This window comes from Vibrio pomeroyi (genome assembly GCF_024347595.1).
Taxonomy (GTDB): Bacteria; Pseudomonadota; Gammaproteobacteria; order Enterobacterales; family Vibrionaceae; genus Vibrio; species Vibrio pomeroyi.
In genome coordinates this window covers 469,973-494,855 of sequence record NZ_AP025506.1, presented here as the reverse complement: position 1 = coordinate 494,855, position 24,883 = coordinate 469,973, and the positions used below count along the sequence as shown (strand labels likewise).

The following is a 24,883-nucleotide window of genomic DNA, read 5'->3' as shown; positions in this document are numbered from 1 at the left end:
TTAGCTATACGTTGTAAAGCTGATGAAAATAAAATCAATCGGTTTTGTTAACACAACCAATAACGTTTTAACTGGCTAAAGCAAACTATCAGTTTATAAAAAACAACAAGTACATGAATAGTTAGTCATTTACTGTCTGGATGACAGAGAAGCAAAAGGGAGAATTGCAATGGCTCTATATGATCCTAGTCTTGAAAAAGACAACTGTGGATTTGGTTTAATAGCGCAAATGGAAGGCCAACCTAGTCATAAGTTGGTAAGAACTGCTATTTCAGCCCTAGATCGCATGACACACCGTGGTGGTATCGCTGCGGATGGTAAAACCGGAGATGGCTGTGGCTTATTACTACAGAAGCCAGACTCGTACCTCAGAATTATCGCAGAAGAGAATAACTTCAACCTCGGCAAGCAATACGCTGTCGGCATGATTTTCTTCAACCAAGACCCAATCAAAGCGCAATCCGCGCAAGACATCGTCAATAAAGAGCTCGCTCAAGAGACACTCACCGTTGCAGGTTGGCGTGTCGTGCCGACTAACACAGATGTTTTGGGTCCAATCGCAAAAGACTCGGTTCCAAACATTCAACAAGTGTTTATCTCTGCTCCTGCCGGTTGGCGTGAGCGTGATATCGAACGCCGCCTATACATTGCTCGCCGCAGAATTGAAAAGCAAATCACCGAAGACAAAGATTTCTATATTTGTAGCCTTTCAACACAGGTAATGGTCTACAAAGGTCTGTGTATGCCAGCCGATCTTCCGCGATTTTACCTCGATCTTGCAGACTTACGTATGGAATCTGCAATATGTCTGTTCCACCAGCGTTTCTCAACTAACACACAACCGCGCTGGCCACTGGCTCAACCATTCCGTTATTTGGCGCACAACGGTGAGATCAATACCATAGAAGGTAACCGACAGTGGGCCAAGGCTCGTGCCTATAAATTCTCTTCACCGCTGCTGCCCGATTTGCAAACTGCAGCACCCTTTGTGAATGAGACAGGCTCAGACTCTTCAAGCCTAGATAACATGCTCGACCTGTTCCTTGCCGGTGGTATGGATGTGTTCCGAGCGATGCGTATGCTTGTTCCGCCCGCTTGGCAAAATCACCCAGACATGGACCCAGATCTGCGTGCCTTCTACGACTTCAACTCCAAGCACATGGAACCTTGGGATGGTCCTGCTGGCATCGTACTTTCAGATGGTCGTTACGCCGCATGTAACCTTGATAGAAATGGCCTGCGCCCAGCGCGTTATGTGATTACCAAAGACAATCTAATCACACTGGCATCTGAGGTCGGTATCTGGAACTACGCACCGGATGAAGTTGCAGAAAAAGGTCGTGTTGGACCGGGTGAATTGCTGGTGATCGATACTCGCCGCGGCAAGCTATGGCAATCTAATGAGATCGACAATGACCTCAAAGGTCGCCACCCATATAAAGAGTGGATGGAAAAGAACGTTCACAAGTTAACGCCATTTTCTGCACTGCAAGATGACCAAGTCGGTAAGCGTAGCTTTGACGATGACACGCTCAAGACCTACCAAAAACAGTTTGCGATGAGCAACGAGGAGTCTGACCAAGTACTGCGTGTGCTTGGTGACATGGGGCAAGAAGCGGTAGGCTCAATGGGCGATGATACGCCGATGGCTGTGCTCTCTTCAAAAGAGCGTCTGGTTACTGATTACTTCCGCCAGAAATTTGCACAGGTCACCAACCCACCGATTGATCCACTGCGTGAAAAACACGTGATGTCTTTGGCGACCAGTATTGGTAAAGAGATGAACGTGTTCTGTGAAACAGACGGTCACGCCTATCGTGTCACGTTTGATTCACCAGTATTGCTTTACTCAGACATGCAGCAGCTTCTGCAGTTGAGTCAAAAACATTATCGTCATGTCATTCTCAGCATGCACTACGATCCTAACCACCAAGACCTTGAACAAGCGATCAAAGCGGTATGTGATAGTGCAGAACAAGAAGTCCGCGAAGGTGCCGTTTTAGTTGTGCTATCGGACAAAGGATTAGAGAAAGGTAAACTACCAATCCCTGCAGCCATGTTGGTTGGTGCGGTGCAAACAAGACTTGCTGATACCAATCTGCGTTGTGATGCCAACATCGTGGTTGAGACAGCAACGGCTCGTGACCCACACCAGTTCGCAGTTCTACTTGGCTTCGGGGCGACCGCGGTTTATCCATACCTGGCTTATGAAGCATTAGGTAAAATGTTGGATGATGGCTCTTTAGACAAAGACTATCGCACCGCGATGCAAAACTACCAAAACGGCATCAACAAAGGTCTGTATAAGATCATGTCGAAGATGGGTATTTCTACGATTGCCTCATATCGTTGTTCGCAACTTTTCGAAGCAGTTGGCCTACATTCTGACGTTGTTGAACTCTGTTTCCGCGGAGTTACTACACGAATCCAAGGTGCTAGCTTTAGCGATTTCCAACAAGATATCTATAACTTATCGCGTAAAGCGTGGACTAAGCGTAAGCCTATCGAGCACGGTGGTTTACTGAAATACGTCCATGGCGGCGAATACCACGCCTATAACCCAGATGTGGTCGGCACACTGCAAACCGCAGTTAAAACTGGCGAAACTTCGGATTACCTCTCTTTTGCTAAACAAGTAAATGCTCGCCCTGCCGCGATGCTGCGTGACTTAATGAGCCTTAAAAAAGCCGATAAGCCACTAACACTTGAACAAGTCGAGCCGAGTAAAGATCTCTTTAAGCGCTTTGACTCGGCAGCGATGTCGATTGGGGCTCTGAGCCCAGAAGCGCATGAAGCATTAGCGATGGCGATGAACCGCTTGGGTGGTTACTCAAACTCAGGTGAAGGCGGTGAAGATCCACGACGCTTTGGTACTGACCGTAACTCGCGCATTAAACAGATTGCGTCTGGTCGATTTGGTGTCACGCCACATTACTTGACCAATGCAGATGTTCTGCAAATCAAGGTCGCGCAAGGTGCGAAGCCCGGAGAAGGTGGTCAACTGCCGGGTCATAAGGTGACGGCAGAAATCGCTAAGCTGAGATACTCAGTTCAAGGTGTCACTCTGATATCCCCTCCTCCGCACCACGATATCTACTCAATTGAAGATTTGGCTCAGCTGATTTTCGACCTTAAACAGGTGAACCCTAACGCCTTGGTTTCAGTGAAGTTAGTGTCTGAACCGGGTGTCGGCACTATCGCGACAGGTGTAGCAAAAGCCTATGCCGATCTGATTACGATCTCTGGCTACGATGGCGGTACCGCAGCGAGCCCACTGACTTCGGTGAAATACGCAGGTTGTCCTTGGGAACTCGGCCTAGCGGAAACCCAGCAAGCACTGGTTGCTAATGGGCTTCGCCATAAGATCCGCCTACAAGTCGATGGTGGTTTGAAAACCGGTCTTGATGTGATTAAAGGCGCGATTTTAGGTGCTGAAAGCTTTGGCTTTGGTACCGCGCCAATGGTCGCAATGGGTTGTAAGTTCCTACGAATTTGTCATCTAAACAACTGTGCAACGGGTGTCGCGACTCAAGATGAAACACTACGCCGCGAATACTTCAAAGGCCTACCTGATATGGTAGTGAACTACTTTGCTGGCCTAGCCGATGAAGTTCGCCAATACCTTGCAGAGCTTGGCGTAGAAAAACTCACGGACCTGATTGGTCGCACTGATTTGCTTGAAGCTGTTCAAGGTCTCACAGCGAAACAGAGCAAACTCGATCTATCTTCAATACTCGAAGCTCCTGTTTCTCCAGAGGGTCACCCACTGTTTTGGACCGAGCCAAACGCACCATTTGATAAGGCGCAACTCAACCAACAGATCCTTGATGATGCACTCGATGCGATTGAGAAACGTCAATCCACCAGCCTTTACTACAACGTGATCAACACAGACCGTTCTATTGGCGCACGTATCTCTGGCGAAATTGCTAAGCGATACGGCAACCAAGGCATGGCAGGTTCACCAATCAAGTTATACCTCGATGGTACAGCAGGTCAGTCTTTTGCAGTTTGGAACGCAGGCGGCGTTGAGCTGTACCTAACAGGCGATGCTAATGACTATGTTGGCAAAGGCATGGCTGGCGGCAAAGTCGTTATCAAGCCTCACCAAGGCACCGCATTTACTTGTAACGAAGCGACCATTATAGGTAACACTTGTCTGTATGGCGCAACCGGAGGCAAGCTATTTGCGGCAGGTACTGCTGGTGAGCGATTTGGCGTACGTAACTCAGGTACGGTCGCCGTGATTGAGGGTGCGGGTGACAACGCTTGTGAGTACATGACTGGCGGTATTGTTGCCATTCTTGGCGCAACTGGTGTCAACTTCGGCGCGGGTATGACAGGTGGTTTTGCTTATGTCATGGATAAGAATGAAGACTTCCAAGGCCGAGTAAATAACGAGTCGGTCGAGGCACTTTCTCTGTCTGATCTATTTATCCACCAAGAACATCTGCGTGGCTTAATTGCAGAACACTTAGAAGAGACTGGCTCAGTACACGCTGAAGCTATTCTGGCGAACTTTGATGAATGGATTCCGAAGTTCTACCTAGTGAAGCCAAAGACGGCGGATCTGAACACCTTGCTCGGCCACCAAAGCCGCAGCTCAGCTGAACTTCGTGTTCAAGCGCAATAATTGGAAGGAGCCAATAATGAGCCAGAATGTATACCAATTTATTGATGTGAATCGCGTAGACCCAGCGAAGAAACCAATCAAGATACGTAAGATTGAGTTTGTAGAGATCTACGAACCTTTCACGAAACAGCAAGCGAAAGCGCAAGCAGACCGTTGTTTAGACTGTGGTAACCCATACTGTGAATGGAAATGCCCTGTTCACAACTACATCCCTCAATGGCTTAAGCTTGCCAATGAAGGACGTATTATCGAAGCCGCTGAATTGTCTCACCAAACCAACAGCCTGCCCGAGGTTTGCGGACGAGTTTGTCCTCAAGACCGATTATGTGAAGGGTCTTGTACCCTCAATGATGATTTCGGTGCTGTAACCATAGGCAATATTGAAAAGTACATTACCGACAAAGCCTTTGAGATGGGTTGGAAGCCGGACATGTCTCACGTAGAGTGGACAGATAAAAAGGTCGCTATCATCGGTGCGGGACCTGCAGGTCTAGCGGCGGCTGACATCCTAGTTCGTAATGGCGTAAAAGCCGTTGTGTTTGACCGCTATCCGGAGATCGGTGGTCTACTGACATTTGGTATTCCTTCGTTCAAGCTTGAGAAAGGCATCATGGAAAATCGTCGCCGCATCTTTAGCGAGATGGGCGTTGAGTTCCAAATGAATACCGAAGTCGGCAAAGATGTACAACTTCAGCAACTTGTCGATGATTACGACGCTGTCTTCTTAGGTGTCGGTACCTATAAAAACATGCGTGCAGGTTTAGACAACGAAGATGCACCGGGCGTTTATGATGCCCTTCCTTTCCTAATATCCAACACCTACAAGGTAATGGATTTAGAAAACCCAACTCCGTTCATCGACATGCAAGGAAAGAAGGTGGTCGTGCTTGGTGGTGGTGATACTGCGATGGACTGTGTAAGAACCTCGATTCGCCAACATGCAGCCAATGTTGTGTGTGCTTACCGCCGAGATGAAGCCAATATGCCGGGCTCTCGCCGTGAGGTGAAGAATGCACGTGAAGAGGGTGTAAAGTTCAAGTTCAACCTCCAACCTATTGGCTTAGAACTAAATAGCGCTGGTCATGTGGTTGGCGTCAAAGTCGTGAAAACCGCTTTGGGTGAACCTGATGAAGCTGGCCGTCGTCGTCCAGAACCAGTCGAAGGCAGTGAACATGTCCTTGAAGCCGATGCTGTGATCATGGCATTTGGATTCCAACCTCACGCGATGGAGTGGCTAGAACCTTTCGGTGTTGAATTGGACCAATGGGGTCGTATCAAAGCACCCGGACAGCAAGAGTTTCAATACCAAACCACCAACAGCAAGATCTTTGCAGGTGGCGATGCAGTTCGAGGATCTGACTTGGTCGTGACCGCTATAGATGAAGGCCGCAAAGCCGCGGAAGGGATATTAGATTACCTAGAAGTGTGACCAGGGCGTGTTGATCTTTCGAGCTGATTTTTGCAGCGAGTTGCTGGGCATTTATACAAGGCAGAGGCGTCGATGTGTAGCTAGCCTACATGAGAAGCCGATAACGTAGTAGAAATGACCAGCAAACGCTGCCCGAAGGGTTCGGCTAAAAGCGTTTTACTCTTTGTTGAGGGAGATTTGCTTAGAGTGACTAGGCTACTTCCCCCTCGCCGCGATTAAAACGCTTTTGACTAGGCGTCCCCACCCGAACAAAATTTAACCACGAAAGGTCAACACGCCCTAGTATAAGGTTTCCTTTATTACTCAAGCCGTTACTATAAAAAAGGATCCAATTATGGATCCTTTTTTGAATTAGATACGTTTATCACAAGCACAACAAAAATACGTAAAACAATCGCAGACAAACCAATGCCGATAACTACAATTAGATCTAAAACGCCATAGGAAACACTATGAAAAAAGCAGCTCTCCTCTCACTATCACTTTTAACGTTAACCGCTTGCAGCCAAGGAATCACGGACATGAAAGACAGAACTTCATCACCTTGTGGAGACAAACCAAACTGCGTATCAACTCAAGATGATCGTGAGCAGCATGCATTGGCCGCGTTTGAGTTATCAGATTCAGCAAACCTAGATGCGATTGAGCAGGTTGCACTAACCTTACCGGGTTCGAAAACCGCGAGTAAAACAGAAGATTACCTGCGTGTTGAATGTACCTCTCGCATCATGCGCTTTGTCGATGACTTAGAACTTAAAATCACCGATGGCAAACTGATCGTGCGTTCAGAGTCTCGTACTGGCCATTCTGATTTTGGTGTGAACCGAAAACGTGCTGAACAACTTCGCGCAAGCCTAAAAAGCGAAGGCCTAATCAAATAGATAAAAGAATACGCAGATAAATCGCTTCTATTCGGATGAGAAGTGCTTCTGGGCTGTCGCTCGACACTTCTCTTCCATGCTACAATTTCGCTCTACTGTTTAAATATTTTTATTAAGAGACTACACATGAAAATCGGCATCATTGGCGCAATGGAGCAAGAAGTTGCGATCCTAAAAGCAGCAATTTCAGACATTACTGAAGTTAATAAAGGCGGTTGTACCTTTTTCTCTGGTCAGCTAAATGGTGTTGACGTTGTTTTGCTTCAATCAGGCATTGGTAAAGTAGCAGCAGCAGTTGGTACTTCAATCCTACTAAGCAAATACCAACCAGATGTCGTTCTAAACACTGGCTCCGCTGGCGGTTTTGATTCAACACTGAACCTTGGTGATGTCGTTATCTCGACTGAAGTTCGTCACCACGATGCAGACGTTACGGCTTTCGGTTACGAAATCGGGCAAATGGCAGGTCAACCTGCAGCATTCAAAGCTGACGACAAACTGATGCAAGTTGCTGAACAAGCGCTATCTCAAATGGAAGATAAGCACGCGGTTCGCGGCCTTATCTGTACTGGCGACGCATTTGTTTGCACAGCTGAACGCCAAGAGTTCATCCGTAAGCACTTCCCATCAGTGGTTGCTGTAGAGATGGAAGCTTCTGCGATTGCTCAAGCTTGTCACCAATTCCAAGTTCCATTCGTGGTTGTTCGTGCAATCTCTGACGTTGCAGACAAAGAATCACCAATGAGCTTCGAAGAGTTCCTGCCGCTAGCAGCACAAAGCTCTTCTGAAATGGTTATCAAAATGGTTGCCCTACTAAAGTAAGCGACTAGACATGCAAACACTGTTTGATCAGGTATTTGCAAATGGCATGCTCCTTGTAATGTGGGGAGCACTGCTTTTTCATTTAATCTTACCTATCCCTCATGCCGCGCACCCCACGACCTTATGGCATAAGTTTGCTGAGCTTTTAGCAAGCAAGGTTAATAACAACCAAAACTATTCCCAAAGTTTAATCTCGGGCACATTAGCCTGGGGGTTAATGGTACTGCCGACTCTGGTTATTCTGTTGGCCTTGCAACCTTTGGTTTGGCAATCTCAGCTGTTTGAGTTAGCACTGCTATTACTCGCCATTGATTGGCGTAATAATGAAAAGCTGGCTAATCAGTTGATCAAAGCACTTGGGCGAGAAGATAAAGCCGCCGCTCGTCAGTTACTGGCTCCAATTGTCAATCGTCAGACCGAATCACTTTCATCACTTGGCCTAGGCAAAGCCGCCACAGAAACCATCATCATGGGTTACGCTCGTAACGTGGTTTGTGTGCTGTTCTGGTACGCCATCGGTGGTGGTATCGCCGCATTGATGTATCGCCTGATTATCGAGTTAGCTCGAGCTTGGTCACCAAGTCGCAAGCAGTTCTCTCCTTTTGGCTCAACGGCAATCAAGATCGTCGCTATCCTAGAATTTATACCAATGCGCTTGTTTGCCTTGATGATCGTCTTTGGTGATAAAGCGTCTCATACATTTAAGATGATGCTCGTTCAGAGTCGATCTTGGCCTCTACCCGGCCCAGCATGGTTAATTACAGCCGTTGGCAATAAGCTTGAGCTATCACTGGGTGGCCCTGCTATTTATGACAACACCAAAGCCATTCGTGCAAAATTAGGCGGCAGAATCGCCCCATCAGCGCTGCACTTATCTCAAGTTCAAAAGCTGCTTTTTGGTCGCATCGCTATCTGGATATTCTTACAAAGCCTAGCCTTACTCATTATTCACCAAGGGATTTAAAGTGAAACCCTCTCAACTTGTTACACGATGTACAGCCCTCGCGTTCAGTCTCAGCTTCAGTTTATGGGTACCCACTTCACTTGCGACAGAAGTCGTGACGGCCGAACGTGTCATCAGCCTAGCTCCTCATGCCACAGAACTTGCATACAGCGCTGGCTTGGGTGACAACCTTATCGCAGTGAGCGAGCGAAGTGATTACCCACCAGAGGCTGATAAGCTTGAGAAGGTAGCAAACTATCAAGGCATCAAGGTTGAGAAAATCATCGCACTGCAGCCAGATCTGATTCTTGCGTGGCCAGCTGGCAACCCGCCTAGAGAACTTGCGAAACTAGAGCAGTTTGGTTTCAATATTTACTACTCAAAAACCAAAAGCCTAGACAGCATCGCGACCAATATTGAACAACTCAGCCAATACGCAAGCGACCCGAGTATCGGTGAAAATAATGCCAAGCAATACAAAGAACAGCTCAACGCGTTAAGGCTAAAATATAAAGACGCCGAACCGGTAAACTACTTTTATCAGCTTAGCGAAAAGCCGATCATTACCGTGGCACAAGGACACTGGCCAAGTGAGGTGTTTGAGTTTTGTGGCGGTCACAATATTTTTGAAGACAGCGCCTCCCCTTATCCGCAAGTTGGTATTGAACAGGTTGTGCTTAAGAAACCTGAAGTGATCTTCACTTCTCAGCACGCCATTGAGAACGGAACCATGTGGCAAACTTGGGAAGAGGAGATCCCGGCTGTCGCTCAAGATCAGATTTGGTCACTCAATTCAGATTGGATTAATCGCCCGACAACCAGAACTTTGCAAGCGATCCAACAAGTGTGCGATTTCTTCGATAGAGCTAGGCAAAATCACTAACTTTTTGCTGCGTTTTTTCGTACAATTCGCCACCGACCTGTCCCTACAATTTTAACTATAAGAGCACCAGTATCATGGACTCCATGCTGCTTTATATTATCGATTTATTTGGCACTGCCATCTTTGCTATTTCAGGCGTTTTTGTCGCTGGCCGTCTTAAGATGGACCCTTTTGGCGTAGCCGTTCTAGGCAGTGTAACCGCGATTGGTGGCGGTACTATTCGTGACATGGCATTGGGTGCAACTCCAGTGTTTTGGATCACTGACACCACCTACCTTTGGGTAATCATCATTACCTGCTTGCTGACCATGATCATTGTAAGACGCCCCAAACGTCTGGCTTGGTGGATACTGCCAGTATGTGATGCAATCGGCCTAGCGGTATTCGTGGGCATTGGTGTTGAAAAAGCGCTGATTTACCAAGATTCTGCATTGGTGGCCATTATCATGGGTGTCATCACAGGTTGTGGTGGCGGTATTATTCGTGACGTTCTTGCCCGTGAAGTGCCGATGATCCTAAGAAGTGAGGTCTACGCGACCGCTTGTATTATTGGTGGCGCTTTCCACACCATGGCAATCAGCATGGGTCACGACTCAGAGACGGCTTTTTTAGCCGGTGTATTCTCAACACTGCTGATCAGGCTTGGGGCTATTCGCTGGCACTTATCACTGCCGACATTCGCCATCAAATAAGCTAGCGCTACACAATTGATTAAAGGCTCCGTAAGGGGCCTTTTTTAATTCTACTGTACCGTCCTAAATATGGTTGACACATTTCCAACATGAAATTGGAGAGTGTCATGAAAACAACAAGTAGACGTACTCAACGAGATTATTCTCTTGCCTTTAAATTGGCAGTAGTAAGCCAAGTTGAAAAAGGCGAAATGACTTATAAGCAGGCTCAAGAGCGTTATGGGATCCAAGGTCGCTCTACCGTTTTAGTTTGGCTTCGCAAACATGGTCAACTAGATTGGTCTAAAGGAATAGAACAATCGAGAGCGTTAGGAGCGACTATGTCAAACTCTTCCTCAACTCAAACCCCAGAGCAACGAATCAAAGAACTCGAACAGCAATTAGAAGAAACTCAGCTTAAAGCTGAGTTCTTTGAAGCGGTTGTAAAAGTCATGGATCGAGATTTCGGTGTCCGAATCTCAAAGAAGCGCAAGGCCGAGTTATTAAGGAAAAAACGGTCAGAAAGTTGACCGTCACTAAAGCTTGTCACTTCATCGGTATTACACGACAAGCTTTCTACAAGCGCTGTGTTGCGGAAATTCATCAGACAAAGAAAGATGAATCAGTACTCGGTTTTGTGAAGGAGCAAAGGATGATGCACCCTCGTATAGGAACTCGTAAGATCAAGTATTTACTTGCTCAGAACGATATTGAAATCGGGCGAGACCGCTTATTCTCTCTACTGAGAATGAATCGATTATTAGTGCAGAATCGAAGGGCTTATCATCGAACCACAAACAGTAATCATCGCTTTTACTGCCATCCAAATCGAATCAAAGAAGGCTTAATACCGGAAAGACCAGAGCAATTATGGGTTGCCGATATTACTTATCTAGCAACGCGGTGTGGTAGTACTTATCTCAGTTTAGTGACGGACGCTTATTCAAGAAAAATCGTGGGCTATCACATAGGTGATGATATGAAAGCTCGCACGGTCAAGCAGGCCTTTTTAAACGCGTTGAAAGAGCGGAAGAATACAGGTGAGCTTGTTCATCACTCAGATCGAGGTGTTCAGTACTGCTCTGTTGAATACCAAGAGTTGCATCGACAGTATGATGTATCTTGCTCAATGACTGATGGCTATGACTGTTATCAAAATGCGTTAGCAGAGAGGATCAACGGAATATTGAAGATGGAGTATCTGTTGAATAAACCGAATGATTTAGATGAAGCAAAGAAAATGGTCGCCGAATCAGTAAAAATCTATAATGAATATAGGCCTCACACTGCTCTAAAATACAAAACGCCCGATGAAATACATCGAGCGTTTTAGTCAATCAAGTGTCAACCCATATCAGGACGGTACATACTCCACCTACTAATTCACTCATAAACATCAGTTATTAAGTACAAGCTCCTCAGTTTCGCTTTCCGAAGCCCTTCTCTCGTTTCCAAATCCCAATCCAGTTAGTAATGTTTTTTGTTTACTTATCTAATTTCCAGACTATATTAGTAAATAAATAACTTTATAAAGACATTTACTTACTAATGCTAACTACGAGGGTTTAAGGATGAGCAGTAATAAAATTGGAATTGTTTTCTTCTCTAAATGTGGGGCAACCAAGCAAGTAGCAGAGCTCCTCGCAGAGGGCGTAAACTCTCAACTGCCTAGCTCGGCATTGCTCATCGAGGTTCTCTCGTCTGAAATCATTGAAGGAAGGTATGACAATGACGATAAGCTCACAGCATTAGACCACTGTGATGCGATTGTCTTTGGCGCGCCAACTTACATGGGGTCACCCGCTGCTCAGTTTAAAAGCTTTATGGACGCGACCAGTGATACCTACGGTAAGAAATCATGGAGAAACAAACTTGCTGCAGGCTTTACCACCGGTGGCAGCCTCAACGGAGAGCAACAACAAACCCTACTCAGCTTTTTCACTCTAGCTTGCCAACATGGCATGATTTGGGCAGGGCTTGATGTATCTAAACACATCGACGACCTAGGGCTGAATCGCACAGGTTCGAGCATTGGCTTGGTTGCCAGTGTCGATGAAGCCCCAACCTCAACAAACAACAGCGTTAATGCAAATGACCTGAAAACCGCTTTCTATTTTGGTCAACGCATCGCGAGCTTGGTTCAAAGTTCATAGCTTGTGTGATATCTATGAGCTCAAGACTAGAGAATGAATGTCGTTTCAGGTAACTTGATTCAATCATTCCCAACTTTCATGAATATTACTAAATGCTACTCGAAGGAATCGAAACTCTATTGGTATTGAGTAAAGCAAAGACGATGAGCCGTACCGGCAGTTTGCTTTATATCAGCCAATCAGCGGTCAGCAAACGGATTGCGAATTTAGAAAAGAAACTAGGTAAAAAGCTCATCGAGCCGAGTGGCCGACAGATAAAACTGACGCCGGATGCGGTTGCATTGATCGAGAGTATCGGCCCTACGTTCAATGAGCTTCGCGGTCTTATTTATGAACAACAAGAGTTGGAAGATACTACTCTCATCACCTTAGACAGCTCTAAATCTCTAATAGCGGGCTACTTAGGTGAGATGATGGGGCAATTTATCCAGCAAGATAAATACATCACCATTACCACCAACCACACGCCGAGAATCATAGAGCGAGTCCAATCAGGTAAAGCAACTCTAGGGTTGTGCGCAGGCTTATTGCCACCGCATCACGGGTTGATGACTTTCCACCTGTTTGATGAGCCGTTTTACATTGTGAGTAAGCAGCCACTCACGGCTCTTCCTCCATTGGTCATTACCAACGATATGACCAACCCTGCCAACTCTTATCAACTTTCAGTATTGGAAAAATTCGGTATCAAACCCTTGATGGAGATGGATGCCTACACTGCAGCAGCGCAGCTTGCCTTGGGTGGAACGGGGCCTGCGTTAATCCCGCTCTCTATCGTAAAAACACTCAATATTGAGCCTCAATACCTATATAGCTTTCCAGAATTAGCAGGCTTAATTCGACCGATTCATGTCTGTGTTAGACCGAATAGCTACCAGTCTCCTAGGGTTAAAACACTGATAGAATCCATTGTTGATGCTGTTCCCAAAGCAGTTTAGAAGCCATCAGCATCGACATTACGATCACAAGGGGGCGAATCCATTTCTGCCCTTTTGTCACCACCACTTTAGCGCCAAGCTGAGCTCCCATAAAGCCACCAACCGCCATCACCAATCCTAACTCCCAAATTGGCAAACCAGCCAAAATAAAGAAGATCAGTGCAGCGATGTTCGAGGTGAAGTTCAGTACTTTGGTACGAGCCGTAGCATCAACCAATGAGAAATGACCAATCGCTACAAAACAAACCGTGAAGATTGAGCCTGTACCTGGGCCAAAGAAGCCATCATAGAAACCAACACCGCCGCCCACACATAGCGCAAACATCGCCTCAGAGATCTTTTGTTTTCCTTCAGAGGCTCTGGTTTGTGGTGCTAATAGAAAATAGAGAGAGATAGCAATAAGCAGCAGTGGGATCACGCTGGTCAGAAGGCTTGCATCAATGTACTGCACTAATTCCGCACCAATAGCCGAACCTATAAAGGTACAAAAGATAGCGAGGCGCATCTCCTTGATACTAACGATACCATTACGCACGAAATACCAACTCGCTGAGAAGCTGCCAAATGAGCTTTGGAGTTTGTTAGTGGCCAGTGCTTGCGTGGGTGGCACGCCAGCCGCGAGCAATGCAGGTAGAGTCAACAACCCACCGCCGCCAGCCATTGCATCAATAAAGCCTGCTGCCGTTGCAACAACAAACAAGATAGCCAATATTTCTAGAGTGATTTCCATATACCCAACGCCTTAAATTCTTGTGTAGCGACAAGTTACCACCCTGAGCAAACGAACAACAACGAAACACAAGATTCTAACCTATTCCTGATTTTCATCATTTAACACATGCTATTTAACAGGCATAAAAAAGCCCACTCCGGAGAGTGGGCTTTGAGCATTTATATCCGCTTAACAGCGATACACTTTAGACGATTAAGCTTGAGAAGCTTTCACCTGTGCGTGTAGTTCTTGAACTGAAGTTACTGACGTCTTCGCGTCTGCAGTGTGCGCCATACAAGTCGCGAATGCAGCGTTTAGCGTAGTCGTGTAGTTAACTTTCTCAGCCAATGCGCCACGACGAAGTACTTTAGAATCTTCAATCGCTTGACGACCAGCAGCTGTGTTCACGATGTACGTGTACTCGTTGTTCTTGATACGGTCAAGAATGTGAGGACGACCTTCGTGTACCTTGTTTACTAGACGTGGGTTGATACCCGCTTCGCCAAGGATAACCGCTGTACCGTGTGTTGCGTCTAGCTGGTAACCAAGCTTAGATAGCTTAGATGCTAGGTCAACAACACGCTCTTTGTCGCCTTCGCGAACAGAAAGAAGTGCACGGCCGCCTTCTGGGTAGATGTTGCCACAACCCAATTCAGCTTTAGAGTATGCTTCTGCGAACGTCGCGCCAACCCCCATAACTTCACCAGTAGAGCGCATTTCTGGGCCTAACAGTGGGTCAACACCAGGGAACTTGTTGAATGGAAGTACAACTTCTTTCACTGAGTAGTAAGGTGGGATGATTTCTTTCGTAAAGCCTTGAGACTCTAGCGATTGACCAGCCATTACACGAGCTGCAATCTTAGCGATTGGCGCGCCAGTTGCTTTAGATACGAATGGAACCGTACGTGCTGCACGAGGGTTAACCTCGATTAGGTACACTTCATTGTTCTTAACAGCAAACTGCGTGTTCATCAGACCACGAACACCCAACTCGAACGCTAGCTTTTCAACTTGCTCGCGCATTACGTCTTGGATCTCTTGGCTTAGCGTGTATGCAGGAAGAGAACATGCTGAGTCACCTGAGTGAACACCCGCTTGTTCGATGTGCTCCATGATACCGCCGATAACAACGCGCTCACCGTCACAAATCGCATCTACGTCTACTTCAACAGCGTCGTCTAGGAAGCTATCAAGTAGTACTGGAGATTCGTTTGAAACGCTTACTGCTTCGTTGAAGTAGCGACGTAAATCTTGCTCGTCGTATACGATTTCCATCGCACGACCACCAAGTACGTAAGAAGGACGTACAACAAGTGGGAAGCCGATTTCGCGAGATTTCTCAACCGCTTGCTCCATTGTTGTTACTGTTGCGTTTTCTGGCTGAAGTAGGCCTAGACGGTCTACAGCAACTTGGAAACGCTCACGGTCTTCTGCACGGTCGATTGCGTCTGGGCTAGTACCGATGATTGGTACGCCAGCAGCTTCAAGAGCACGAGCCAGTTTCAGTGGCGTTTGACCACCGTACTGAACGATAACGCCTTTTGGCTTCTCAACACGAGCGATTGCTAGTACGTCTTCCAGAGTTACTGGTTCGAAGTACAGACGGTCAGATGTATCGTAGTCTGTAGAAACAGTCTCAGGGTTACAGTTAACCATGATAGTTTCGTAGCCATCTTCACGTAGTGCTAGTGATGCGTGTACACAACAGTAGTCAAATTCAATACCTTGGCCGATACGGTTTGGACCGCCGCCTAGAATCATGATCTTGTCTTTGTCTGTTGGGTTCGCTTCACACTCGTCATCGTAAGATGAGTACATGTAAGCCGTATCAGAAGAGAACTCAGCCGCACACGTATCTACACGCTTGTATACTGGGTGGATATCGTATTGGTCACGTAGACGACGGATTTCGCTTTCCGCTACACCTAGAATCTTAGATAGGCGAGCATCTGCAAAACCTTTACGCTTGAGCTTGTTTAGCTCGTCTTTGTTCAGACCAGCAAAGCCTTTCGCTTTCAGTTCTTGCTCTAGCTTAACGATGTCTTCGATTTGAACTAGGAACCAACGGTCGATTTGCGTTAGGTTGAATACACCATCTACCGACATACCAGCACGGAATGCGTCAGCAATGTACCAAATACGCTCTGCGCCAGCTTCTTTCAGTTCATGACGGATAGTCGTTAGAGCATCAGGTGCGTCTAGGTCTACCATTTCGTCAAAACCAGTCGCGCCAACTTCTAGGCCGCGAAGTGCTTTTTGTAGAGATTCTTGTTGGTTACGGCCGATAGCCATAACTTCACCAACGGACTTCATTTGAGTCGTTAGACGGTCGTTAGCACCTGCAAATTTCTCGAAGTTAAAACGAGGAATCTTAGTTACTACGTAGTCGATTGTTGGTTCGAATGATGCTGGCGTTGCGCCGCCAGTGATGTCATTCATTAGCTCGTCTAGCGTGAAGCCAACAGCCAGTTTCGCTGCAATTTTAGCGATTGGGAAACCTGTTGCTTTAGATGCTAGTGCTGAAGAGCGAGATACACGTGGGTTCATCTCGATGATAACCATGCGGCCATCTTTCGGGTTGATACCAAACTGTACGTTTGAACCACCTGTTTCAACACCAATCTCACGCAGTACTGCTAGAGATGCGTTACGCATTAGTTGGTATTCTTTGTCTGTCAGCGTTTGTGCTGGAGCCACAGTGATTGAGTCACCTGTGTGAATACCCATTGGGTCGAAGTTTTCAATCGCACATACGATGATGCAGTTGTCGTTTTTGTCACGAACCACTTCCATCTCGTACTCTTTCCAACCGATAAGTGATTCATCGATAAGAAGTTCGTTAGTTGGAGATAAGTCCAAACCACGACGACAGATTTCTTCAAATTCTTCTTTGTTGTAAGCGATACCGCCGCCAGTACCACCCATCGTGAACGATGGACGAATGATACAAGGGAAGCCAACCATGTCTAAAACTTTGTAAGCTTCTTCCATCGTTTTCGCTGTATCAGCAGTTGGACACTCAAGGCCAATTGCTTTCATTGCTTTATCGAAGCGTGAACGGTCTTCTGCTTTATCGATAGCGTCAGCCGTTGCACCAATCATTTCAACACCGAACTCTTCAAGAACGCCGTGCTTTTCTAGGTCTAGAGCACAGTTCAATGCAGTTTGACCACCCATAGTCGGTAGAACTGCATCAGGCTTCTCTTTAGCGATGATGTTACGCACAACTTCCCATTGGATAGGCTCGATGTAAGTTGCATCGGCCATATCTGGGTCAGTCATGATTGTCGCTGGGTTCGAGTTTACAAGAATAACTCGGTAACCTTCTTCGCGAAGCGCTTTACAAGCTTGAGCACCAGAGTAATCGAACTCACATGCTTGGCCGATAACGATCGGGCCAGCACCTAGAATAAGAATACTTTTAATGTCAGTACGTTTTGGCATTGTCTACTACTCCGAATTACGCTGTGTGCTGTTTGATTAGTTCAATAAAGTGGTCGAATAACGGCGCTGCGTCTTCTGGACCTGGGCTTGCTTCAGGGTGACCTTGGAAGCTGAATGCTGGTTTGTCTGTACGGTGAATACCTTGTAGAGAACCATCAAATAGTGATTTGTGCGTTGCACGTAGTGTCTCTGGAAGGGTTTCTTCGTCAGCAGCAAAGCCGTGGTTTTGCGAAGTAATCATCACAACATCACGATCTAAATCTTTAACCGGGTGGTTTGCACCGTGGTGACCAAACTTCATCTTCACTGTCTTAGCGCCTGACGCAAGAGCAAGAATCTGGTGACCTAGACAGATACCGAAGATTGGTAAGCCTTTTTCTAGGAACACTTTTGTCGCTTCAATTGCGTAAGTACATGGTTCTGGGTCACCAGGGCCATTTGAAAGGAAAACACCGTCTGGGTTCAGAGCTAGTACTTCTTCAGCAGAAGTTTCAGCAGGAACAACCGTTAGGCGGCAGCCGCGGTCAACAAGCATTCGTAGGATGTTTCGTTTTGCACCGAAGTCATAAGCAACAACGTGGTATGGCAATTCAGAGTCTGCTTTCGCTTCAGGAAGTCCACCCGTAAGCGTCCACGAACCTTGTTTCCATTGATACGCTTCTTTTGTTGTAACTTCTTTCGCAAGGTCCATACCTTTCAGGCCAGGGAATTCTTTTGCTTTAGCTAGAGCCAAAGCTTCGTCTAAATTGTTACCCGCTACGATACAACCGTTCTGAGCGCCTTTTTCACGAAGAATACGCGTCAGCTTACGAGTATCGATATCAGCGATACCAACAACGTTTTGCGACTTAAGGTAATCAGAAAGGGATTGTTCATTACGGAAGTTAGAAGCGATTAGAGGGAGATCGCGAATCACAAGGCCTTGAGCGTGGATTGAAGAAGATTCTTCGTCTTCGGAATTGGTTCCGGTATTGCCAATGTGAGGGTAAGTAAGGGTAACGATTTGTTGAGAATAGGAAGGATCAGTGAGGATTTCTTGGTACCCCGTCATCGAGGTATTAAAAACGACTTCACCAACTGCAGAACCTACAGCGCCAATGGCTTCACCGTGAAATACTGTCCCATCTTCTAGGACGAGTAGTGCTGACTTCTTCAAGACAACCTCCAGAAATAAAAATGCATTAAAATTGATTTAATTTGCAAATCTACCTTCCTGCAACACCAGAAACTGCGTGTTTATGGAAATTAGACAAATTGGCGGTATTTTAGTGATGTGCGTGATACGTGTCAACATTTAACGCAAAAGAAATTAAACATTTGTAAGGACTAATTCAATTTACGCCATCAAAGCTTCAAAAGTTTAACTTTCATGCTCATTTCGGCCGAATATTACGATTTTCTAATTTTCACCCCTCATTTTGACCGACCATAGAGTGATAAAAATATCAGCAACAAAACGCAATCGATAAATACAAAGAGAAAAGATCATAATTTAAAGACCTAAAACAAAAACCACACCATAAGCAGTAAAAAACATAGTTAAATAAGAGAAAATCGACGATAAGAAGAAACTAGAGGGAGGTTTGTAAAAGGGATATTACGAAGGAAAATGTACCAAATAAAGAAAGCGCCGGCAATTGCCAGCGCATAAATATCTATTTACAGGTCATTCAAACCTAGGACATCAGTCATGGTATAAAAGCCGGCTGGTTTATCATTTAACCAGACTGCAGCTTTGATTGCGCCATTAGCGAAAGTCATTCGGTCCGTGGCTTTATGAGTAATTTCCACTCGCTCACCGATATCCGCAAACATAGCTGTGTGTTCACCAATGATGTCACCGGCACGAATCGTAGCGAAACCAATCTCATCTTTCGTACGCTCACCAGTAATACCTTCACGTGACCATACGGCTACATCGTTGAGCTCATTGCCCATTGCACCAGCAATCGCTTCGCCCATGCCAATCGCTGTACCAGAAGGAGCATCGACTTTATGACGGTGGTGAGCCTCAACGATCTCGACATCACAGTAATCGCCCATCACTTTAGCGGCCTTTTCTAGCAGCTTAAATACAAGGTTCACACCGACACTGTAGTTAGGTGCCATTACGATAGGCATCTCTTTTGAAGCCGCATCAATCACCTGTTTCTCTTCTTCAGAGAAACCCGTCGTACCGATGATTAGCTTTTTACCGTGACGTTTACAAAGTTCAATATTCGCTAATGTGCTAACAGGGGCAGTAAAATCGACAATCACATCAAACTCTTCGATGGCTTTAGACAAATCATCCACTAGAGCGACATCAAAACGACCTTCACCACATAACTCGCCAACATCAACACCGACCAAAGATGACTCTGGACGCTCTGAGCCAGCACCAACACTTGCTTCTGAATTATGATGAGCGGCTTTCACCAAGTTGCGACCCATACGGCCCGCTGCTCCTGCAATTGCAATTCTTACCACTGCGAATATCTCCATTGTTTTGGTTACCGTTGCCACTTATCTCTTGCAGCAACGTTCATTCGATTAATCTCTTTAAACTAACAACAATCTCAAACTCAGGCTAGCAATTACGAAAACTCTTTTACCACTCGCTCTAAAATTGGCACATTTGCTTCTGGGAAGGCGTATTGATTCAATAATTCAAGACTTACCCATTCACCTTGCTGACCTTCTTTGCCATAAGGTTGCTGTTCAAAGTCGGTCACAAGGATGAAGTCGAACTTAAGCGACTTGTCCGTGTAATCAAACTCAAGGTGCTCAAACAGAGACTGCTCAGTCACTTTAATGCCAATCTCTTCATCCAACTCACGAGTCATCGCTTGTTCAATGGTTTCGCCCGCTTCAACCTTGCCGCCAGGGAACTCCCAAAAACCGCCCTTATGTTTGTCGTCTGGGCGTTTAGTGATAAATACTTGTGACTTATCTTGGTTAAAGATAATACCCGCTACGATATGGATTCTTTTCATGTGTTGGTGTTCCTTAATAAAACGCTTAACTCACATAGTCCCTGAATACGTCATCCTCAAGAAGGAGGAACGACTAAGTTGGGGATCTAAAACAACGTGAGCCTAACTAAACGAGATTTCCTATTACGCTCGTTCCTCGCTATAGGAAATGACGACTTCCTTGTATAACAAAGTAAGCCATGAAATTTACATACAAAAAGAGCCGCCTAAGCGACTCTTTTTATCAAAACTATATTAAGGCAAAGCTGTATTGGTTGAGAACGAGGAGGCGACGCGGAGTTTACAAGTGTAAATGAGCATCGCCGACGAAGTTATCAGCCATTACAGCAAAGCATTAGTCAATTTTACCGTGACACTGTTTGTATTTTTTACCACTTCCACATGGGCATGGTTCGTTACGACCCACTTTACGCTCATCACGTACTACCGTTTGTGGAGATGCTGGCTCAGCTTCATCATCACCCAACTGATTTTCAGCTGTTGCGTGTTGTGCTTGTGCACGACGCGCCGCTTCTTCAGCTTGAGCTTGACGTTGAGCTTCCATCTTTTCTACTTCTTCTTGTTGCTGAACGCGAACTTTAGAAAGGATGGTAATAACATCTGATTTAAGTACTTCTAGTAGACCTTCAAACAGTTCAAACGACTCGCGCTTGTACTCTTGTTTCGGGTTCTTCTGAGCGTAACCACGTAGATGGATACCTTGACGAAGGTGATCCATCGCAGCCAAGTGCTCTTTCCAAAGGCCATCTAGCGTTTGCAGCATTACAGATTTCTCGAAGTTACGTAGTACTTGAGCACCAACCACTTCTTCTTTCTGTTTGTACGAATCAATCGCCATACCGAGGATACGTTCACGCAGTGCTTCTTCGTACAGCTTGTCGTCTTCGTCCAACCAACCTTGAATATCGAACTCTAGATCGAAGTCGTTCTTCAGGCGATCTTGCAGACCAGCGATATCCCACATATCTTCAAGCGATTGAGGAGCAATGTACTCATCGATAACCGAAGTAAACACGTCTTCACGGTTGTGTTCGATCATTTCGCTGATGTCGTCAGAACTCATCAGTTCATCACGAAGCTCATAAACCACTTTGCGTTGGTCATTGGCTACATCATCGTACTCAAGAAGCTGCTTACGAATATCGAAGTTACGACCTTCAACTTTACGTTGTGCTTTTTCAATTGAGCGAGAAAGCATCTTAGATTCGATCGCTTCGCCTTCGTCCATACCACTTTGGATAAGACCAGCCATACGATCCGATGTAAAGATACGTAACAGAGAGTCTTCCATTGATAGGTAGAAACGAGAAGAACCTGCATCACCTTGACGACCAGAACGACCACGTAGCTGGTTATCAATACGGCGAGATTCATGACGCTCAGTACCAATGATGTGCAGACCACCTGACTCAAGTACTTTATCGTGGATTACTCTCCAGTCAGCTTTGATCTTATCGATCTGCTCTTGAGTTGGGTTATCCAGCTTCTCAACTTGTGCCTGCCAGCTGCCACCTAACACGATATCGGTACCACGACCGGCCATGTTAGTTGCAATAGTTACCGCGCTTGGCGTACCCGCTTGTGCAACGATCTCAGCTTCCATTTCGTGGAACTTAGCGTTTAGAACGTTGTGCTTAATTTTTGCTTTTTTCAGTGCGTTAGACAGTAGCTCAGATTTCTCGATAGAAACTGTACCAACCAGTGATGGCTGACCAGCAGCTACACGATCTTTAATGTCTTCAATGATCGCATTGAACTTGTCTTCTTCAGTACGATAAACCACATCTGGCATATCGTTACGAACCATAGGCTTGTTGGTTGGGATAACCACAGTTTCTAGGCCGTAGATAGACTGGAATTCGAAAGCTTCTGTATCGGCTGTACCTGTCATACCTGACAGTTTTTCGTATAGACGGAAGAAGTTTTGGAAAGTAATCGATGCTAGCGTTTGGTTTTCATTCTGAATCTTCACACCTTCTTTAGCTTCAACAGCTTGGTGTAAACCTTCAGACCAACGACGACCTGGCATTGTACGACCAGTATGTTCATCAACGATAACCACTTCGCCGTCTTCAGTAACGATGTAGTCAACGTTCTTCTCAAACAATACGTGTGCACGAAGCGCTGCATTAACATGGTGCAATAGGCTAATGTTTGTTGGAGAGTAAAGCGTATCGCCCTCTTCCATCAGACCGTTTTTCACCATTAGCTCTTCTACAAATTCTTGACCGTTTTCAGTCAGGTGAACCTGCTTCGATTTCTCGTCCATGGTGTAGTGACCTTCACCACGGTACTCTTCAGAATCTTCTTTATCTTGACGCTCAAGGTTAGGAATTAACGTGTTAATACGCGTGTAAAGATCTGAGCTATCTTCAGCAGGGCCAGAGATAATAAGTGGAGTACGAGCTTCATCAATTAAGATTGAGTCAACTTCATCGACAACAGCGAAGAAGCGTTCGCGTTGAACACGATCTTCAGCACGGAAAGCCATGTTGTCACGTAGGTAATCGAAACCAAACTCGTTGTTTGTTCCGTATAGGATGTCAGCTTGGTACGCTTCTTTTTTCTCTGGCGGAGCCATGTTTGGCACGTTCACGCCAACCGTCATACCAAGAAATTCAAATAATGGGCGGTTTGTTTCCGCATCACGCTTCGCTAGGTAGTCGTTCACCGTTACTACGTGAACACCTTTGCTAGGTAGGGCGTTAAGATAAGCTGGTAAGGTTGCTGTAAGAGTCTTACCTTCACCAGTACGCATTTCTGCAATTTGGCCAGCATTTAGAACCATGCCACCAATCATTTGCACGTCAAAGTGACGCATGCCGTAAACACGCTTAGACGCTTCACGTACCGTAGCAAATGCTTCCGGTAGAAGTTGGTCTAGCGATTCACCTTTATCTAAGCGCTCACGAAACTCAACCGTTTTTGCTTTTAGCTCTTCGTCTGAAAGTGCTTCAAACGTTGGTTCGTAGTTATTAATTTCTTTTACAATTTTTCTAAGGCGGCGCAGTGTTCTGTCATTGCGACTGCCAATTACCTTTGTCAGCAGCTTAGTAATCATGTGCTTGGAATCTCTTCGTTCTCAGATCGTCCGCGATCTATTTTAAATGCCGTCAGTCTCTACTAGCTATGAACTAGTCTTCAGTTACTAACCAAGGATACTGAGATAAATCTAGTATCTTTGATATTGTACTTGAGAGTAGAGTTTTCAAGGCTTGAGTTAAAATTAATGCCCTTTAGTGTAAGTAATTTTCACACCAACGACCATTTATAACCCCATTTGTTTGATGTGCTTGGAACTTTTCTTTCTAATTGCTGACAGATTAGCCAGACTGTAGCCCATTGGTAGTCAACTTTCGGATGTTGACGACACTGTATCTGGAAAATAGATACAAAAAAACCAGGTCAATGACCTGGTTTTCGAAATCTTATATTGTTGTAAACAACAATTACGCTAGAACCATTCCTGGCTCAGCAAATGCAACAGGAGAGCCTACTTCTTCTTCGAATGTTGCCCATTCCCAAGCTTCTGCGTCAGCAAGTACTGCACGTAGTAGTTGGTTGTTTAGGCCGTGACCTGATTTGTATGCACGGAACTCACCAATAATAGCGTGTCCACACATGTAAAGGTCACCAATCGCATCCAGTACTTTGTGAGTTACGAACTCATTGTCAAAACGCAGACCTTCTTCATTAAGAATTCGGTATTCGTCTAGAACGATAGCGTTATCGAAGCTACCGCCAAGTACTAGGTTTTGAGATTGTAGGTACTCAATATCGCGCATGAAGCCGAAAGTACGAGCGCGAGAGATTTCTTTCACAAAGCCTTGTGAAGAGAAATCAAACAACAAACGTTGCTCATCAGATTCAATTGCTGGGTGGTTAAAGTCGATCTCAAAGTCCATACGGAAGCCGTTAAATGGAACAAACTCTGCCCACTTATCGCCATCTTCAAAACGGATAGGCTTTTTGATACGAATAAAACGCTTCGCTGCATTCAGTGTTTCTACACCCGCTTGCTGTAGCAAGTACACGAATGGGCTTGCGCTACCATCCATAATAGGGATCTCTGGTGCATCTACTTCAACAATAATGTTATCGATGCCCATGCCCGCTAGAGCTGCGTTAAGGTGTTCCACTGTAGAGATACGTACGCCTTCGTCATTAACAAGAGCAGTACATAACATAGTGTCACGAACTGATGCTGGATCAGCTGGGAAATCTACAGGTGGATTTACATCTGTACGACGATAAACAATGCCTGTATTTGCAGCTGCCGGGCGAAGAGTAAGTGTGACTTTACGACCAGAGTGGAGACCCACACCAGTTGTTTTCACAATTTCTTTCAGAGTACGTTGTCTGATCATCTGCTTGCCTCGTTATCAGTGCTACAAATCAC

At 45.8% G+C, this 24,883-nt stretch carries 17 protein-coding genes; 10 read left to right on the top strand and 7 right to left on the bottom strand.

Features of this window, described 5'->3' with window-relative positions; translation table 11 throughout:
* The first annotated feature begins 169 nt into the window (after positions 1–169).
* The 10 genes from gltB to OCV12_RS02155 all read left to right on the top strand — a co-directional run bounded on the left by gltB (position 170) and on the right by OCV12_RS02155 (position 13,353).
* Positions 170–4,633, top strand: coding sequence for a glutamate synthase large subunit (gene gltB, locus OCV12_RS02200; RefSeq protein WP_261885251.1), 4,464 nt, complete (start codon positions 170–172; stop codon positions 4,631–4,633).
* 16 nt (positions 4,634–4,649) lie between these two features.
* Positions 4,650–6,062, top strand: coding sequence for an FAD-dependent oxidoreductase (locus tag OCV12_RS02195; protein WP_145575403.1), 1,413 nt, complete (start codon positions 4,650–4,652; stop codon positions 6,060–6,062).
* A 452-nt stretch (positions 6,063–6,514) separates the two neighbouring features.
* On the top strand, positions 6,515–6,943 hold the full coding sequence (locus tag OCV12_RS02190) for a DUF1499 domain-containing protein (protein ID WP_017070085.1): 429 nt from the start codon (positions 6,515–6,517) through the stop codon (positions 6,941–6,943).
* Between the two features lie 126 nt (positions 6,944–7,069).
* Positions 7,070–7,765, top strand: a complete 696-nt coding sequence (gene mtnN, locus OCV12_RS02185; RefSeq protein WP_261885250.1) for a 5'-methylthioadenosine/S-adenosylhomocysteine nucleosidase — start codon at positions 7,070–7,072, stop codon at positions 7,763–7,765.
* Positions 7,766–7,775: 10 nt separating this feature from the next.
* Positions 7,776–8,729 (top strand): cobalamin biosynthesis family protein, encoded by a 954-nt coding sequence (locus tag OCV12_RS02180; RefSeq protein ID WP_261885249.1) that lies wholly within the window; start codon positions 7,776–7,778, stop codon positions 8,727–8,729.
* A gap of 1 nt (position 8,730) precedes the next feature.
* On the top strand, positions 8,731–9,591 hold the full coding sequence (btuF, locus tag OCV12_RS02175; RefSeq protein ID WP_261885248.1) for a vitamin B12 ABC transporter substrate-binding protein BtuF: 861 nt from the start codon (positions 8,731–8,733) through the stop codon (positions 9,589–9,591).
* Between the two features lie 74 nt (positions 9,592–9,665).
* Positions 9,666–10,283, top strand: a complete 618-nt coding sequence (locus OCV12_RS02170) for a TRIC cation channel family protein (RefSeq protein ID WP_048658038.1) — start codon at positions 9,666–9,668, stop codon at positions 10,281–10,283.
* A gap of 107 nt (positions 10,284–10,390) precedes the next feature.
* Positions 10,391–11,595, top strand: a protein-coding gene (locus OCV12_RS02165) for an IS3 family transposase (RefSeq protein ID WP_261884783.1) whose coding sequence is annotated in 2 segments (ribosomal slippage) — positions 10,391–10,778 and positions 10,778–11,595 — 1,206 coding nt in all. Because the reading frame shifts where the segments join, the coding sequence is not laid out codon by codon here.
* Between the two features lie 238 nt (positions 11,596–11,833).
* On the top strand, positions 11,834–12,415 hold the full coding sequence (locus tag OCV12_RS02160; protein WP_261885247.1) for a flavodoxin family protein: 582 nt from the start codon (positions 11,834–11,836) through the stop codon (positions 12,413–12,415).
* 92 nt (positions 12,416–12,507) lie between these two features.
* The gene (locus OCV12_RS02155) at positions 12,508–13,353 is read left to right on the top strand and encodes a LysR family transcriptional regulator (RefSeq protein ID WP_261885246.1); all 846 of its coding nucleotides are present in this window, start codon (positions 12,508–12,510) and stop codon (positions 13,351–13,353) included.
* Here OCV12_RS02155 and OCV12_RS02150 read toward each other — a convergent pair.
* From OCV12_RS02150 to lpxC, 7 genes are all read right to left on the bottom strand, one after another.
* Positions 13,304–14,083, bottom strand: coding sequence for a TSUP family transporter (locus tag OCV12_RS02150; RefSeq protein ID WP_102319698.1), 780 nt, complete (start codon positions 14,081–14,083; stop codon positions 13,304–13,306). The genes OCV12_RS02155 and OCV12_RS02150 overlap by 50 nt on opposite strands.
* A gap of 195 nt (positions 14,084–14,278) precedes the next feature.
* Entirely contained in the window at positions 14,279–17,509 is a 3,231-nt protein-coding gene (gene carB / locus OCV12_RS02145; RefSeq protein WP_061019048.1) for a carbamoyl-phosphate synthase large subunit, read from the bottom strand.
* Positions 17,510–17,525: 16 nt separating this feature from the next.
* Complete coding sequence (gene carA / locus OCV12_RS02140; RefSeq protein WP_048609692.1) at positions 17,526–18,665, bottom strand: glutamine-hydrolyzing carbamoyl-phosphate synthase small subunit; 1,140 nt, start codon at positions 18,663–18,665, stop codon at positions 17,526–17,528.
* A 503-nt stretch (positions 18,666–19,168) separates the two neighbouring features.
* A complete protein-coding gene (gene dapB, locus OCV12_RS02135) occupies positions 19,169–19,993 on the bottom strand; it encodes a 4-hydroxy-tetrahydrodipicolinate reductase (protein ID WP_026084086.1) in 825 nt (274 codons plus the stop codon).
* A gap of 92 nt (positions 19,994–20,085) precedes the next feature.
* Positions 20,086–20,484 carry an 8-oxo-dGTP diphosphatase MutT gene (mutT, locus tag OCV12_RS02130; RefSeq protein WP_261885245.1) on the bottom strand — a complete coding sequence of 133 codons (399 nt, stop codon included), beginning with the start codon at positions 20,482–20,484 and terminating at the stop codon, positions 20,086–20,088.
* Positions 20,485–20,818: 334 nt separating this feature from the next.
* Positions 20,819–23,545, bottom strand: coding sequence for a preprotein translocase subunit SecA (gene secA, locus OCV12_RS02125; RefSeq protein WP_261885244.1), 2,727 nt, complete (start codon positions 23,543–23,545; stop codon positions 20,819–20,821).
* Between the two features lie 388 nt (positions 23,546–23,933).
* Positions 23,934–24,851, bottom strand: coding sequence for a UDP-3-O-acyl-N-acetylglucosamine deacetylase (lpxC, locus tag OCV12_RS02120; RefSeq protein ID WP_010434751.1), 918 nt, complete (start codon positions 24,849–24,851; stop codon positions 23,934–23,936).
* Positions 24,852–24,883: the final 32 nt, after the last annotated feature.

Excerpts from the sequence above, each read along its gene's own strand:
- mutT (WP_261885245.1), bottom strand. The coding sequence starts at position 20,484 with ATGAAAAGAATCCATATCGTAGCGGGTATTATCTTTAACCAAGATAAG.
- lpxC (WP_010434751.1), bottom strand. The coding sequence starts at position 24,851 with ATGATCAGACAACGTACTCTGAAAGAAATTGTGAAAACAACTGGTGTG.
- mtnN (WP_261885250.1), top strand. The coding sequence starts at position 7,070 with ATGAAAATCGGCATCATTGGCGCAATGGAGCAAGAAGTTGCGATCCTA.
- OCV12_RS02160 (WP_261885247.1), top strand. The coding sequence starts at position 11,834 with ATGAGCAGTAATAAAATTGGAATTGTTTTCTTCTCTAAATGTGGGGCA.
- OCV12_RS02190 (WP_017070085.1), top strand. The coding sequence starts at position 6,515 with ATGAAAAAAGCAGCTCTCCTCTCACTATCACTTTTAACGTTAACCGCT.
- dapB (WP_026084086.1), bottom strand. The coding sequence starts at position 19,993 with ATGGAGATATTCGCAGTGGTAAGAATTGCAATTGCAGGAGCAGCGGGC.
- carB (WP_061019048.1), bottom strand. The coding sequence starts at position 17,509 with ATGCCAAAACGTACTGACATTAAAAGTATTCTTATTCTAGGTGCTGGC.
- OCV12_RS02195 (WP_145575403.1), top strand. The coding sequence starts at position 4,650 with ATGAGCCAGAATGTATACCAATTTATTGATGTGAATCGCGTAGACCCA.
- OCV12_RS02155 (WP_261885246.1), top strand. The coding sequence starts at position 12,508 with ATGCTACTCGAAGGAATCGAAACTCTATTGGTATTGAGTAAAGCAAAG.
- gltB (WP_261885251.1), top strand. The coding sequence starts at position 170 with ATGGCTCTATATGATCCTAGTCTTGAAAAAGACAACTGTGGATTTGGT.
- OCV12_RS02180 (WP_261885249.1), top strand. The coding sequence starts at position 7,776 with ATGCAAACACTGTTTGATCAGGTATTTGCAAATGGCATGCTCCTTGTA.
- secA (WP_261885244.1), bottom strand. The coding sequence starts at position 23,545 with ATGATTACTAAGCTGCTGACAAAGGTAATTGGCAGTCGCAATGACAGA.
- OCV12_RS02170 (WP_048658038.1), top strand. The coding sequence starts at position 9,666 with ATGGACTCCATGCTGCTTTATATTATCGATTTATTTGGCACTGCCATC.
- OCV12_RS02150 (WP_102319698.1), bottom strand. The coding sequence starts at position 14,083 with ATGGAAATCACTCTAGAAATATTGGCTATCTTGTTTGTTGTTGCAACG.